The organism is Parabacteroides sp. AF21-43 (assembly GCF_003635435.1).
In the GTDB taxonomy this organism is placed as follows: Bacteria; Bacteroidota; Bacteroidia; order Bacteroidales; family Tannerellaceae; genus Parabacteroides; species Parabacteroides distasonis.
Map to the genome: position 1 here is coordinate 1 of NZ_QTMG01000047.1, position 14,944 is coordinate 14,944.

The window sequence follows — 14,944 nt, forward strand, 5'->3', positions numbered from 1 at the left end:
AGGTTCCGCCGTAAGGGGCGGTGATGCCGATTGATGCCCGGGGTAGGGAATAACGATTAATTAACATGGGACGCAGTGATAACCGCCGGTTTCTTACGCTGCCTATCGTAAGCCCCTTTGAATAGGCATTATAAGAAGCCTTGGATGGGCATTGTAAAGATCTTAGAATACCCATCCAAGTTGACAGTTGACTAGTGACAGTAGGCTGTTTTTATTTACCTCTGTGCGCAACTGTCAACTAATTTACGGTTCTCCTAGGTAGTGGATGATTAATCTGATCTGTCGGGGCGTGAATATACGTTGCTCGGGGCGGTAGCCCGTCTCCAGCAGCTTGTCGTGCAATTCCGTGCATCGAATGATCCAACGACGTAAGCGGTTGCAAGCTTGATGGGAGGCCAGCTCCGGGAAATAGGATGCCGCTAGTGCGGACTTTCTTAATGGCAAGAACATTTGATTTATGATTTATAGATTTGGGAGAATGAAACTTTCAAACTTTCAAACATTCGTCCCCCCCTCACACACACACGCCCGTGGGGTACGTTATATAGGGGTGTGAGGGAGGCCGGGATTACTTATGGGTGACACGGCCGCCGAAGCTGTACTCGCCCCGGCCGTTCTTCTCCAGCGTGCCTCGTTCCTGCATTCGCTTGAGACAGGTATCTAGGGTGGCGGTGGGGATGTTGTTCCTCTCTGCTTCCTCCAAGGCCTGTTGTCGGTTGAAAGAGAGTGGAAGGGCCGCGAAGAGAGCCTCTTGGGGCGTGGGCGTGCGAGAGCGTGGCACCTCGTCAGACGGAAGCAGGGAGAGTATGCCCGCCGAATGACGGTAGAGCGGCTCCACGAGCGAGAGGACAGCCTTAAAATCGTCATCGTTGATACGTAACTCTAGGGAAGGAACGATACCGTCCCGTACGTTCTCCTCCGGGATCTCGAGGGCAGGCGAGAGACCGGGACAATTGAGGATTGAAAACTGAGAATCGAGAATGGCTTGTGGGATGAGGAGACTCTCCACCGATCGTAGGAAGGCCACCACGGAAGCGATCCGGCAGATATTGATAGCGATACGGGCCACGGAGCTTCGCATCGGATATCCGTAGGAAAGGCCGGCGTGCCCGAATATGCGTGCGAAGCAGCTGTTGAATCGCTCCTTTTGCGTGTCGGAGAGATGGAATTGTATGATATTGACCCTCTCACGCAGGTAGTCCACGAGCATTTTCCACTGCTTCCCCCAATCGGAGAAGAGGCTATCCATGTCCTCGTCGCCCTGCTCGAACTGATCCGCCCACTCGTCGATGGGTGGCATCCGGTAGAACAATTGGCGTGAGAACAACCCGTTCTCGGCCGAGGGAATGAGTGGCCGTACCTGCGCCGGGGTCCCGCTTAACAAGACACTGAGGTAAGAGGCCGGGCACTCCCGGTATTCCCGGTTCGTGCGTCGGTTGAAAGCCAGTCGCTCGTGGTCGTGGCATTTACGCAAGGTATCGCTCCAGTGCCCGTGCTCGGTGCCGATGGCCGTGCTCACGGTATCGGCCTCGGTCTCGCAGATCAGCCCTATGCCGTCGGCCTCGATGAGGTTCTCCAGCACGCCGGTGCCGGAATTGTTACCGGCGATAAGGAACATCTTGAGGGGAGGCATCTCGGGCTCCGGCGTATCGGATTTTTTCTTGCCCAGCGAGTCCCAACGGCTCTTCTCCTCCCGGTAAGCTTTATGCCTCTGCCGGTAGTTCGCCATCATCGCCTCATGTATCGGCTCGGCAAGCCGGCGTGTCCAAGCGAGGGCTCCCTTTCCCGAGGCGGGAGGGGCGACGATGAACGTTTGCAGGCAAGGGTAGTAGAATTTTCGCCCGTACGATATCCGGATCGATTTGTTGAGTGTCGCTCCCAACACGGTGATACCTCCCAGCAGGAGGATATCCTTTTGGGCGGGGGTATCGCCCCGGTCGATCATCCGCTTGAGGAAAGCGGGCCAAGGATACTCCGGAAAGGCGGGCGGGACATTTTTCACGGACTGTTCCTCGTGCGTACACGTGTGCGTGTGTGAAGGAGGCGTGAATGTTTGAAAGTTTGAAAGTTTCCCGGCCTCGGCCAAGGATTTGTCCAGCCTCACGCCGGCTAGGTCCGCCAAGTGGAATACGGATCCCAAGCCATTCCGTCCATTGCCTCCTTTGAGGGCATGGTCGTATAGCTTATCCGCCTCGGTAGAGACATATTTCTCCGACATCCGGCAGATACGATGGAAGAATGTCCGGCCGGCCTTTCCGCAATCGTTGGCGATGGCGAAGGCGATCGGCATATACTCTTGATAGGTGGGAGCGATGTTCGCCCCCTGTTTCTCGATGGCGGCAACGAGCCGCTCCAGATCTGATAATGGGTTCATGATGAATGAATAATGAATGGTGAATAATGATTTATAACTACCAACTGTCACTTGTCCTCTGTCAACAATTCCGGTCTCCTAGCCTCGCTGAGGGATCGTGGCAAAGGAAGCAAGCCCGTGAGAGGTCTGCGTTCGTGGCATCAGCTTTCAGCCCGTATTTCCACTCAAGGTATTCCCAAGCGAATCGTACCGCCTCGTCGAAAGACTCCTCTACGGTTTTCTTGATCGACAGGCGATAGGGTACGAGGAGCTTGATTCCCGTGGTACTGGGACTCACGAAGGAGAGATCGGGGCGTAGCCGCTCGTCGGCGAACAGCGTGTCCCTCCAACGGATCGCCTCTTCGGGTGAGGAGAGGTGATCGATGTCGATGACGAACTCGCCCGAGGGCACGAGCAAGTGATCTTCCTTGCGGTAGGAGAAGATACCGGCGGGCGTGACATAGGGTAGCAAACTCTGTTTCAGCCGCCTGAACCGTTTCTCGTCGCTCGATGCGGCACGTACCTGATCGGTACGCTCACGCAGCCACTCGCTGGTGGTGATATAGGCGTACAATTGACTGACACAGACGACCCCGTTCGGTACTTGATTGGTGATGGGGGCGTTGAAAAAGGAAAAGATAGACTCTTTCATGATCGGATAAAATAAATTGATTATTCGGTTACTGCCGGTAAAGGAACGCGTTCCTGCCCGTTCCCGGAATAGCGATGGACGGGACGGGTACGGAAACGGACGTATGGTGGATGAAATGAGGATAGAAATAAATATCCCCCGTGAAAAGGGTGATTATTGTTAACACTTAAATTAAAAACGGATATGACAGAAAATCAAGAGCGGGCGGAACAGGCACGTTCTGCCTTTACGGTCAATGGAGGTAACGTGCAGATCCTGCCCAATGCCACCATCGCTATCCAGAACATCCATTGGGGTGACGGGACGGTGACACGGACGGAACGTTGGATTACGCCCGCGGAATCGGGACTTCATGAGTCTCCGTCTCCTCCGATAAACTCTCCTGCCCCTCCAGTGACGGCTGAACCCTCCTCGTTGGCCTTGTTCATCCCGGACGAGGCGACCCGTCTTGTCTACGAGGCCCGCCTATGCGCCTGCCCGGACACGGTCACCCTTTGCCAGACGGTATTGACAGACCTTTACAACGAGATCCTAGCCGACTACTCGTCTCCCCTCAAGCTGGTCAAGAGCCGTGCCTTCATCAGCGCCCTCTTGCCTCACCTCACGTTCGTGAACGGGGCGAATGTACCGAGCATTCGGTATGGGATCAGGAAGTATGTGCTGGGGGAAGGGTGAGATAAAAAAGGTAAATTGTTGCAATATTTGACAACTATTGCGTAATTGGGTATTTGACGGAAAGTAGTGATGTAGATATTTATTACGAGGGTGAGACGCAAGGGCTTCTCTCTCTCCCATTTGAAAAGCGAATTGGAAGAATTGCTGGGAAGTCCGGTGGATATCATTCGTCTTAGAGACCGGATGAATAAGCTGCTTCGTAGACGTATCGAGAGGGAGGGAATCTCATTGTCCATCATTATTTTGATATTGACGTAAGTGTGATACTTTATAGCTTTCAAAATGAAGTCCCGGATTTGTACTTTACTATTTGTGTTATGCTGAATGATTTGTCTCAGTGACCTATATTTATAAATATAGCTTAAACTCATTTTTAATTTAGACACTCAACGTAATAGTACCACAGGTGTATTAGTGGGGGAGGAGTGTCTTGGTACTCATTTTTATGGCAACTACATTGGAGAATAATAAGCGGATTGCGAAAAATACTGTGTTCCTGTCGATTCGAATGTTAATGGTTTTGTTGGTGTCGCTTTATACTTCGCGTATTGTATTAGATGCGTTGGGTGTGGAGGATTTTGGCATTTATAACGTAGTTGGGGGGATAGTGAGTTTGTTTGCGTTTATGAATGGGGCTATGTCTAATGCGACACAACGTTATATCGCATTTGAATTAGGGAAGAGTAATCCGGATGTAAGACGTGTGTTTAGCTCCTGTATGATGTTGCATTTTTTTGTGGCGTTATTCATTTTTGTTTTCTCAGAAACTGTTGGGTTATATCTTTTGAATCATTATTTAACAATTCCGGATAATAAGTTGATAGCAGCGAATTGGGTGTATCAATTTTCGATAGTATCTTGTTTAGTGATGGTGGTAAATACGCCTTACAATGGAGCCATTGTAGCATATGAGCGAATGCAGGCTTTTGCCTATATCTCATTGATCGATGTGTGTTTACGTTTAGGTATAGCTTTTTTGGTTGTAGCTATACCATCCGATAGGCTGATTCTGTATGCCTTGTTTCTGTTTGTAGGTCAGTTTTTTGTACGGTTAAGCTACACTTTTTATTGTAGGAGGTACCTTTCGGATGTAAAGTTCTCATATTGTTGGGATCGCCTTTTATTTAAGGAGTTGTCAGGGTTTATGGGATGGACAATGTTTAATAATATGAGTGTTATCGCATGCACGCAAGGTATAAATGTAGTTTTGAATATCTTTTTTAATCCGATGGTGAATGCGGCGCGAGGTATAGCGGTTCAGGTAGAGCAGGCTGTAACAATGTTCTCTAAAAACTTCCAGATGGCTATTACGCCTCAGATTATTAAAAACTATTCAATGAACGAACGAGATCGCTTTGAAGAGCTGCTTTTCTCTGCGTCTCGATTATCTTATTTTTTTCTTTTATTTTTGGCTTTTCCGGTCTTGCTACATACAGATTTTATTTTAAATATATGGTTAAAAGAGGTACCCATTTACACGACTGATTTTGTCAGATTGATCCTGCTCGTATCGTTGGTCAACGTATTGGCAGAACCTTTGCTCGCTGCCGTATCTGCATATGGAAAGATAAAATATTTTCAATTGGTATCAGGTTTGTTGTTAATATCTATTTTACCTATATCTTCGTTGGGATTTCGATATATTGAATGCCCGTTATTAATATATGATGTATACCTATTCATTTCGATTGTTGTTTATGGTTATAAATTGTATTATACGAAAAAGTTTTTGGCAATCTCTTTACGTCAGTATACCAAACGAGTATTGTATAGGGTCCTTATTGTATCAATGCTTTGCGCTTTTTTTTATGAGTTTTATTTTAGCTATTTATCCTCTTTTAAGGAACGTTATTTTGTGCTTTGTTTTGTCATCTCAGGAGTCTACGTTGCCATATTGATAGGGCTTTTGGGTCTTACAGAAAATGAAAGGAAAAAGATGATATGTTATTTGCGAAAATGGATCAAAAAAGGTTTAAGGTTAGGCAATACATTAAGTTATATGGTCTATCTGGTACTCTTTTACGAATGTTTAAAAGTGTAATTTACCGATGTGTGGGGTTTAGATGGGAGAGGTGTTTTCTCATGTCCCGATCGCTTGATACGATATGTCCACCGTTGGTTCAGGCGGAATTAGAGGTACGTGAGTTAAGTTTAGTGGATTATGACAACGCATTATGGCAAGGTTACCTTACGGAAGAGAGGCGGAGGCTTTACGAAGAGCGGTTTAACGAAAAAAAGGCGAAAGCATATGGCGTGTTTGTCGATGGTACGTTGGCTTGTTCCGCTTGGATATTGTATGGAAAGGTGATTCTCACAGAGGAAAAAGTTTTAGTTGAAAATGACACATGTGCCTTATTACTCGATGACTATTGTTTTCCAGCTTTTAGAGGAAAAGGGTTTCATGGTTATTTGAATCAATGGCGGTTGAACGAGATGAAAATAAACGGAGCTCAAAAAGCATATGTGATCGTACTCTCTTATAATCGTCCGGCTATCAGGACGCAACGAAAATGTGGCATGGAGATAGAGAAAGTGTTCTATGCCTATACGTTTGGGAAAAAAGTGTTTATCAAAGGATACTAAAGAGATGAGTACGTTAAAATTTTTCTTGGTGTGTGTATATGTGCTTAGTCCATTCGTGGATATGTATAATGGGTATGTGCAACAATTTTTCGATTCACGCACTATAGTTCCGGTTATTTTTAAAATGATGATCATTTTGTTCTCATTTCGATACATATTGCGAACCAATAAGGCGACTATATTGCTCCGAGTTTTTTCCCCCCTATTGTTGTTTTGTTATCTTTACTGGGAGTCCTCTTGTTATGTGGATGATCTTATTGAGCTTTTGCGATATGCGAGTAAGTTTATTTATCCATATAGTATCCTTATCGTATTGTATGTGTTTAGGAGGCAATTGAATACAGACACGTTACTACATTATGTGTTAGCATATGGGCTGATTTGCGCTGTTTCAATTTTGCTATCAGATCTTCTTGGATTTAGTACGGATTCTTATGGTGAGGATTATGGCTACGGCGTAAAAGGATTATTTAACGCAGGTAACGATATAGGATTGTCTCTTATTCTATGCAATTGCGTATCAGCTTATTATATAGGTAAAGGAGGTGATGCTAAATATATTCTATTCAATGTGATCCTTTTAATAACTAGTTTCAGGATCGGATCTGTCGCAGGAATGATGGGAGCGGTTTCCGTGGTGTTGTTTTTAATTATGCAACCTTTTTTTGTGCGGAACAAATATTCTAAAAACTTTTATAGATATAAACATCTTTTGCTGTGGGCTGGCATACCATTGATCGTTTATTCGGTTTATTTGATCATGAATACGGATGCTTATACGTTAGAGAAATTCAATATAGAACGTTTGATATCTGGTGGGGCGAGAGCGGTTTTAGCGGAAGCCTTTTACGCCGTTTCCTCTGATTTTACGGTAGCAGATGGACTGTTTGGCATTGGTTCGAATGAACTGTTTGTAAGAATAGCCCATTATTTGGGTTTATATGGAACAGAACGAGCGTTGGAAGTGGACCATTTAGAGTTAATAGGTTCGTTTGGGTTTATCTTAGGTGGGCTATTGTTGTTATATCCCATCTTCTATTGGTTAAGGTATATAAATTATTATGTCAAGGAAAGGGATGGTTTATCGTTTTGGATGGCGATAGCATTTTCGTTATTTGTTTTTCATGGAATATTTGCGGGGCATGCCTTTACGTCTATCGTGGCGATGACGGTATTAGTCGCATTCATTTTTGTTGCGGATAAAATGTATTATAAAATAGATAGGGAAAGATGATAGTGACAAAGGATGTGTTTTATGACACATTAAAGAAGATGGATACATACATTCCTTTTGAGCAGTCGGAAGGTTGGTGTGAATTTAAGTCCTCGGATAAGTCAAGCATAGTTTATTTCGTGGATAATATCGATAATCCAATGCTGGCTTATTTCGGACGTGTTTATAATAAGCCATTTGTCGGTCGTATAGTGGATATTATTGGTGAGGTTTGGAAGCCAGGGATCAGCAAGCGTCAGGTCACGAAATTTTTTAAAGGTGTGATTCAAGACGCTAAAGCAAGTATGATTTGTTATAATAGTGTCAGTTTATATGACGTGAATAAGGAGATAGGTTTGCGTTGTGCGGGTTTTGTGAGACCGCTTGGTAATCGGGTTTGTCCACTCACGCAGTTGATTGGGTTACAGGAACCTCGGAATTTTGATAGCGATTGGCGAAGGAATTTGAAGAAAGCTGAGAAAAATGCCTTGACGTTCGATGTGGTGGAAAACCCGAGTGAGAAAGATGCCGTATGTTTTGTATGTTTGTTTGATGAGTTGAGGCAACGAAAACAGTTGGGCTTTTCGTTGGATAAAAATAAAGTTACCTCTCTATTACTGCAACCAGGATTTAAGATTTGTTACGCAAGACTCGGTGAACAGGTGCTTTGCGCACGTATTATATACATATGTAAAAAGCAAGCGGCGGACGTGTTTGCCGCTAACTCGTTTAACTCGATGAGGTATTCTGCTACGCATTTTATTATGGAGTCAATTTTTAATTGGTTAAAAAAAGAGGGCGTTGAACAATTCGATTTCTCTCGTATTTCGCCCAGCGCAAATGAAACCAATACTATTTATCAATTTAAGGATGCTGCCGGAGGTTGTCCGGCTCAATACTTAGGTGAATGGATATGGACGAGGAATAGTCTCGTCAAATTATTGTTTTGTGTTTATAATTTTTTGACTCAAAGACATTCTTATTGAAAGCATGAATAAAATACTAAAGAAATTAAGCTTGTTTCATTATAACATTGGCTTTTTTGACTATAATCCAGAAAAGCTGTCGCAAGGGGAATGTTCAGTGGCTTGGTTGAGACATCCATATAAGGATCGCTTTTTCGCAGATCCCTTTATCTTGTCGGTTGATGATGATGAGATAAAGGTGTTGGTGGAGGATTTTGAGTATCGTCGCTGGAAAGGCTGTATTTCATTGTTGGTGGTTGACAGAAAAGACTATCACTTAAAGCGGAAGAAAACGTTACTCGATTTAGATACGCATCTTTCGTTTCCCTTTATATTGCGAAAGCCGGAGGGAATTTATGTGATACCTGAAAACTCAGAAAGTGGACGACTGACAGCTTGGAAATATGACCTGAATACAGAGACGCTCTCGAAAATCTCGGTACTGACCGATATGGCAGTGATTGATCCGGTTGTCCGAAAGATAGGTGAACACTATTATTTATATGGTTCGATCAAGGGTAAAAACGAGAATGGTGCGCTTTATCAGTGGGAGTCTATGGAGGAACTTTCCGGGTATAGGCTGATGCGAGAGGAACCTGTCAAACAAGGAAAAGAGGACGCTCGGAGAGGAGGAAACTTTTTTATGATGGACGGACAATTGTATGCCGCTACGCAATGTTGCACGCATAGTTATGGAGAGGCGCTGACTATCTGTAAGGTAAATGTTATGGACAACACTCTGCTAGAAGAGACTCCTGTCGTGTCGCTCTATCCTCAAAAGCCTTATACGGAGGGACTTCATACACTTAATATAAGTGAAGGTTTGTGTGTGGTTGACGGGCTCACCTATCTGTTCCGGCCGGTTGAGAAGATAAAACGAATGTTGTGTTTTCGTGGAATAAATATATGAGGATTTTAATCAATGCTCCCTCTTTTAAACTTAGGGGAGAGTAGCTAATCATTACTTGGGTTTAAAGCCATTTTTGAATTAAAATACAGTATAACACGGTAGGTAAGAGAAGTGAGAAAAGCGGTAGCGGAACAAATTGGTTGCCATGGAATTTATTGAAATTTTTTCCGTTTAGTTTTGTTCAGGCCTGAAACTGTATTGCAGTATTCTTAATTGAGTATGGTATAATTAAAAATACATTTTTATGCTTGCTAAAGAAATAACAGATAGCATATTGACTATAGGGTGTGAATATCGTTCCCCAAAAGGAGGAGTAGCACAAGTGATAGATTCTTATTTTAAGCTTGTGTTTGCAACTTTTTTATTTTCTGCAAATTCAGCGGGTGAAAGTAAAATGTACAAATTTATTAAGTGTATTAACGCACTTATAGAGGTGTTCCTCCGTTTGACTATTCAACGGCGGATAAAGATTGTACATATTCATACAGCTTCATGGAACAGTTTTCGACGTTCCATACTCTTCATCCGATTGGCGAAAATGATGAGGAGGAAAGTTGTGGTTCATATTCATGGAGGTGGTTTCAAAGAGTATTATGCTTCAAATCCGGAATTCGTTCGGAAATACTTGCTTATGGCGAATTGTGTGATAGCTTTGAGTGAATCATGGAGAGAATTTTTTGTTAGTAAAGTAGGACTTAGTAACGTACAGATAGTTCATAATATTGTGCCGCCACCTCAAAAAGAAAGTATCGAAGTTGATGGTGTATTACATGGTTTGTTTTTAGGAAAGATATGTAAGGATAAAGGAATATATGATTTACTACGAGCGATAGAACTGGAAAGAGATAATTTGACTGAACGTTTCTTGCTTCATGTAGGTGGAGATGGTGAAGTGGATCAACTCCAACATTTCATTTTGGAGCATGGTTTGCAGGATGTGGTATGCTATGAGGGATGGGTGGATTTAAGTCGTAAATCGTATTTGCTAAATCTCTGTCGTCTGTATATATTACCTTCATATATAGAAGGTCTGCCTATTTCTATACTTGAAGCGATGTCTTATGGTGAGGCTATCCTCTCAACGCCTATAGGTGGAATACCAGAAGTTGTAACACCAGATATTGGCAAACTGGTTTCTCCGGGAGATGTGAGTGCGTTGGCTGTTCAACTTCGAGAGTTTTCATTTCATCCCGAAATGGTCTCAGTACTGGGAAGGCAAGCTGAAAAGAATATTACGCCCTATTTACCTGAAAGCGTGTCACGGGAGCTCCTTGAAGTCTATATGCCGTTGCTCTGAAAAGTTCTTAACAAAAAAAGTGAATATTGTTTCGGACCACACTTCAGTGAATTAAAAAAACATACAGAATCGATGAATTTAAGAAAGTATTTAAAGGAGAGTTGCAAATATATGCTTCGCAGCTATCCTATTATTCGCCCATATGTCAAAGAAGTAGAAGGCCTGTTTACCATGAGTCAAGAAGAATTGAACAAGCGTAACGAACAGCGCTTTTTGGAGATTTTTAGTAAGGCTTATGATAAATCACCGTTTTATCATAAATTATATACAGAAGCTGGAATAAAGAAAGAAGACATTACTTGTTTGGCTGATATAAAGAAATTACCCATTATTACCAAAGAAATGGTAAAGCAAAATAGGGAGGCAATGTTAACAGTTCCGAGATTTATGGTTCATGGGGGATGTACAAGTGGTACAACTGGTACGCCTCTCAAGGTATATAAAGATTGGAAAGCTATTTGGCGTTCGCAAGCATATCTATACGTGATGCGCAAAAAATGCGGATTCACCTATGGGCAATCATTTGTTTCGTTAAGAGGTAATTTGGATAAGAGAGATATGATGCTGAAAGTTCATATAAGTAATACAGTCTATTTTTCCAGTTATAATATTAATCCGGAAAAAGTGAATTTCTACCATGAACAGATTGTCAAGCAGAAACCTGTTGCTATTGAAGGTTATCCTAGTTCGCTCTATACTTTGGCTTTGATGCTTCGCAATGCGGGACTAGAACTATATATTCCTATCGCTTTCACTTCGAGCGAAACATTGCTTGACTATCAACGTGAACAAATTGAACAACAATTACATACTGAAATATTCGATCTATACGGAATGACAGAAGAAAGCATTTGTTTGCACGAAACACTTAACCACAAAGGCTATTACGAAGCTCCTGGATTTAGCATTAACGAATATTTGGAAGATGGGGAAATTTGTACCTCCCTTATTAATGATGCATTTCCTTTAATTCGTTATCGCTCAAATGATGTTATAGAATTGTATGAAGGAAACGAATTTGGAGAGAATGAGGTTTTGATACAACGTATTGAAGGACGTAAGGAAGATTATCTCATAGGAAAACACGGTGAAATTTGTCAGCGTTTAAATCAGATTGCAAAGAAAGCACATCATAGCAAAGCCATGCAGATGATTCAAGACAAAAGAGGACAAGTCTCTGTTTACATTGTTCCTGATGGAGAGTTTACCAAAAGTGATGAAATCCAATTTGTTCTTGCTTTTGAAGAGTTAGTTGGCGTAGGAGTACTTGATTATTCAATTTATTTGGTTTCTGATATAAAAGATCTTACGTATACAAAAAGAGGGAAATTTAAAATGGTAATAAATAATATAATAAACAAGAAACCATGAATTTGATTAATTTATATCGGATACAAAGTAGTTGTATCACATCCCATTGATGCCTAAGGTTATGCAGTTACTAATATTATTAGTACATAATAGTAAGCTGGTAGGTGATACAGTGATTGGTTAGAGAGCTTATTTCGTTTGCAAAGGTATTGCCACAGTGTTAGTTCCTAAAACAATGGTTGTGTGTGTTAGGATTGAGGTTTGCCACTGTGAGGTTATTCCCTTATAAGGCTGTTCCAAAGATCGGTAATCGTGTTCTGAGTGTGGTAATAGCTGGCCCAGTAATCATTGGTGATGATATGGTTATTGCTGCAAATTAATTTATTAATAAATGTTTAATATTAAGGGAGGTAGTCTCTGGTAGTCCTGTTAAAGTGATAGGCTGTACTAAAGATTTGAATTACGATTTATTTGCTAATGCAAATTATAAAGAAGGAACAATGCCTTATGTTGAAATGAAAAAAGAAATTAAATCAAGGATTGTTGATAATGATTAATGCTGTTTTCTTTTACCATATATCTATGGTATCTGCATTCATGTACCGTTTTTGCCAAAGTTGATTATGCTGATTATCTGTTTGCCGATAATAGATAATCATGTACGTATTCATAATGGAGCTATTGCGTTTGGCGGTAGTACGATTGGTGATAATGCTGAAATTGGAACTAATGCGGTTGTTGCAGGAATACCGGCTAAGATTATCAAAATAAGAGATGAAGAATCGAATAGTAGATAGTTTTAAATGCTTGAAGCATTATTGTGAATCAGAGCACTTCAAAGGTTGGGATCCATATGATGGATTGAATTCTAAGGTGTTTCAAGCTCTCCCTTTCTTGAAAAGAGCGGCTATTTGCCGATTGGTGGTAATTCAAGGTTTTAAGCGTTGTCCCATTAACTTGAGGCGTATAGCGCTTGTTCCGAAAGAGTATAATGCGAAAGGTATTGGCTTGTTCTTATCAGGTTATTGCAATTTGTATAAAACTGTGCAGAAACATCCGGAATGGGAATCTATATGGGGTACGGCTGAACAGGTGAAAGAACAGATCATTGCGCTGGCCGATTTATTGATATCCTTGCGCTCGAAAGGAAATTATAGTGGTGCTTGTTGGGGATATAACTTTGATTGGCAGGCACGGCGATTGTTTCTTTTCCCTAAGAGTACTCCAACTGTAGTGGCTACAAACTTTTGTGCTACAGCTTTGATGGAGGCTTATGAGATAACGGGAGATGAACGATATTTAAAGATTGCCTTGTCTGCTGCCGATTTCGTGATAAAGGATTTACATCGTACTCCTTATAAAGATGGATTTTTGTTTTCGTATAGTCCGCTGAAAGGTAATGATACGGTGTTCAATGCTTCTTTGTTGGGATCGAGATTGTTGAGTTATTGTTATCATTATACACGTAATAATACGTATCGTGATTTGGCTGGGCAAAGTATAAAAGCGTGTTGTGCCGGACAACGGCAGGATGGAGCATGGGTGTACGGAATGTTACCGGTTCAGAATTGGGTGGATAGTTTTCATACGGGTTATAATTTGGATGCGCTTATCGCTTATCAAGAATTGACCGGAGATAGGCAGTATAATACCTATATAGAAAAGGGATTTGATTACTATATCCGTCATTTTTTTGAGCCGGATGGAACTCCAAAGTATTTTGATGACAAAATGTATCCGATAGATATTCATTGTCCGGGACAGTTGTTTGTGACTTTAGCACGGTTACATAAATATGATGAATATGCGAGTCTAGCAGAAAGCGTGTTAAACTGGACTATTTTGAAGATGCAGGATAAGAAAGGATATTTTTATTATCAACTGAAACCCAGTTTCAGTTCCAAAATTTCATATATGCGATGGAGTAACGCTTTTATGTTTAATGCAATGTCACATTATTTGATGGAAAGTGAATGTATATGAAAAGGAGATTTTTTATTGCTGTAATAGACTACAAAAACCTTACCGATCGAATTTTTACAATCAAAAACATATATGGAAAGAGTTTCTTTGAACGGGGTGAAGGTATATCCTTTTACTTCGCATGAGGAATTGTTGGCTTTTGTGAGTCGACACAAGGGGATATTGGTGGCTATCAATGCGGAAAAGATTTTGCATGCTACGGATCAGACCCGTTCTATCATCAACCGAAATATAGGTTATTGTGATGGTTTCGGAGCGGTCATGGCGTTGAAAGAGAAAGGGCATAAGGAAGTGATCAAGATTCCGGGGTGCGAGTTGTGGTTGCGTATCATCAATATGACCTATCAACAAGGAAAGAGTTATTACTTGGTTGGTGGAAAACAAGAAGTAATCGAACGGACCGTAAAAAAGCTAAAAGAGGATTATCCCGGTATACGGATTGCCAACTTCCGAAATGGCTATATTAAAACAGAGGAAGAGCGAAAAAATTTATTGGAAGATATCGTGACAAAACGGCCGGATGTGGTTTTTGTGGCGATGGGCTCCCCAAAACAGGAATTGCTAATGGAAGAGATGGCCGAACGACATAAAGCTGTCTATCAAGGTCTAGGTGGTAGCTTTGATGTATATACCGGTAACGTGAAACGTGCCCCGCAATGGTGGGTACGACATAATTTGGAATGGGCCTATCGTTTGGTGAAGGAACCGGTTCGAATTAAAAGACAAATACATTTAGTGAGGTTCTTGCTTCGGGTGAAATTAGGACTGATTTAATTTATATCTCCGTTTTCTTATTCTAAATCAATATAACATAATAACATAATTTTTATGAAAGCATGTTTCATGGGTTTGGGCTATATTGGCCTGCCCACGGCTATTATTGCCGCAAAGCACGGGGTGGAGATCGCCGGAGTGGATATCAACGCCCAGGTGGTGGAGGTTACCAACCAAGGGAAATTGCATATCATCGAGCCGGGTATGGAGGATATGTTGCGGGAGGTA

The 14,944-nt window shown here is 42.1% G+C and carries 14 protein-coding genes and 2 pseudogenes; 12 read left to right on the forward strand and 4 right to left on the reverse strand.

Annotated elements, in window-relative coordinates:
* Nucleotides 1–243 precede the first annotated feature (243 nt).
* The 4 genes from DWX84_RS20560 to DWX84_RS21550 form a co-directional block, all read right to left on the reverse strand.
* Nucleotides 244–450, reverse strand: coding sequence for a DUF4248 domain-containing protein (locus DWX84_RS20560; protein ID WP_005857913.1), 207 nt, complete (start codon nucleotides 448–450; stop codon nucleotides 244–246).
* A gap of 118 nt (nucleotides 451–568) precedes the next feature.
* Complete coding sequence (locus DWX84_RS20565) at nucleotides 569–2,374, reverse strand: DUF3987 domain-containing protein (protein ID WP_122297694.1); 1,806 nt, start codon at nucleotides 2,372–2,374, stop codon at nucleotides 569–571.
* Nucleotides 2,375–2,435: 61 nt separating this feature from the next.
* Complete coding sequence (locus DWX84_RS20570; RefSeq protein ID WP_122297693.1) at nucleotides 2,436–3,005, reverse strand: BT4734/BF3469 family protein; 570 nt, start codon at nucleotides 3,003–3,005, stop codon at nucleotides 2,436–2,438.
* 28 nt (nucleotides 3,006–3,033) lie between these two features.
* The gene (locus DWX84_RS21550; protein WP_154396230.1) at nucleotides 3,034–3,171 is read right to left on the reverse strand and encodes a hypothetical protein; all 138 of its coding nucleotides are present in this window, start codon (nucleotides 3,169–3,171) and stop codon (nucleotides 3,034–3,036) included.
* Nucleotides 3,172–3,188: 17 nt separating this feature from the next.
* On the opposite strand from DWX84_RS21550, the gene DWX84_RS20575 reads away from it, so the two are divergent.
* From DWX84_RS20575 to DWX84_RS22050, 12 genes and pseudogenes are all read left to right on the forward strand, one after another.
* On the forward strand, nucleotides 3,189–3,680 hold the full coding sequence (locus DWX84_RS20575; protein WP_005857907.1) for a hypothetical protein: 492 nt from the start codon (nucleotides 3,189–3,191) through the stop codon (nucleotides 3,678–3,680).
* Nucleotides 3,681–3,736: 56 nt separating this feature from the next.
* Nucleotides 3,737–3,938, forward strand: a pseudogene (locus tag DWX84_RS20580) (nucleotidyltransferase family protein); the annotation flags it as partial.
* A gap of 187 nt (nucleotides 3,939–4,125) precedes the next feature.
* Nucleotides 4,126–5,721, forward strand: a complete 1,596-nt coding sequence (locus DWX84_RS20590) for an MATE family efflux transporter (RefSeq protein ID WP_141806789.1) — start codon at nucleotides 4,126–4,128, stop codon at nucleotides 5,719–5,721.
* Nucleotides 5,722–5,762: 41 nt separating this feature from the next.
* Nucleotides 5,763–6,263, forward strand: coding sequence for a hypothetical protein (locus DWX84_RS20595; RefSeq protein WP_141806790.1), 501 nt, complete (start codon nucleotides 5,763–5,765; stop codon nucleotides 6,261–6,263).
* Between the two features lie 4 nt (nucleotides 6,264–6,267).
* A complete protein-coding gene (locus DWX84_RS20600; protein WP_009017199.1) occupies nucleotides 6,268–7,497 on the forward strand; it encodes an O-antigen ligase family protein in 1,230 nt (409 codons plus the stop codon).
* Nucleotides 7,498–7,535: 38 nt separating this feature from the next.
* Entirely contained in the window at nucleotides 7,536–8,462 is a 927-nt protein-coding gene (locus DWX84_RS20605; RefSeq protein WP_158593345.1) for a GNAT family N-acetyltransferase, read from the forward strand.
* Between the two features lie 4 nt (nucleotides 8,463–8,466).
* Nucleotides 8,467–9,351 (forward strand): hypothetical protein, encoded by an 885-nt coding sequence (locus DWX84_RS20610; RefSeq protein WP_009017201.1) that lies wholly within the window; start codon nucleotides 8,467–8,469, stop codon nucleotides 9,349–9,351.
* Between the two features lie 244 nt (nucleotides 9,352–9,595).
* Entirely contained in the window at nucleotides 9,596–10,648 is a 1,053-nt protein-coding gene (locus DWX84_RS20615; RefSeq protein WP_009017202.1) for a glycosyltransferase family 4 protein, read from the forward strand.
* A gap of 72 nt (nucleotides 10,649–10,720) precedes the next feature.
* Nucleotides 10,721–12,019, forward strand: a complete 1,299-nt coding sequence (locus tag DWX84_RS20620) for a phenylacetate--CoA ligase family protein (protein ID WP_009017203.1) — start codon at nucleotides 10,721–10,723, stop codon at nucleotides 12,017–12,019.
* A 714-nt stretch (nucleotides 12,020–12,733) separates the two neighbouring features.
* A complete protein-coding gene (locus tag DWX84_RS20630; RefSeq protein WP_009017206.1) occupies nucleotides 12,734–13,942 on the forward strand; it encodes a glycoside hydrolase family 88 protein in 1,209 nt (402 codons plus the stop codon).
* Between the two features lie 72 nt (nucleotides 13,943–14,014).
* The gene (locus DWX84_RS20635; RefSeq protein ID WP_009017207.1) at nucleotides 14,015–14,716 is read left to right on the forward strand and encodes a WecB/TagA/CpsF family glycosyltransferase; all 702 of its coding nucleotides are present in this window, start codon (nucleotides 14,015–14,017) and stop codon (nucleotides 14,714–14,716) included.
* Nucleotides 14,717–14,770: 54 nt separating this feature from the next.
* Nucleotides 14,771–14,944, forward strand: a pseudogene (locus tag DWX84_RS22050) (UDP-N-acetyl-D-mannosamine dehydrogenase); the annotation flags it as partial.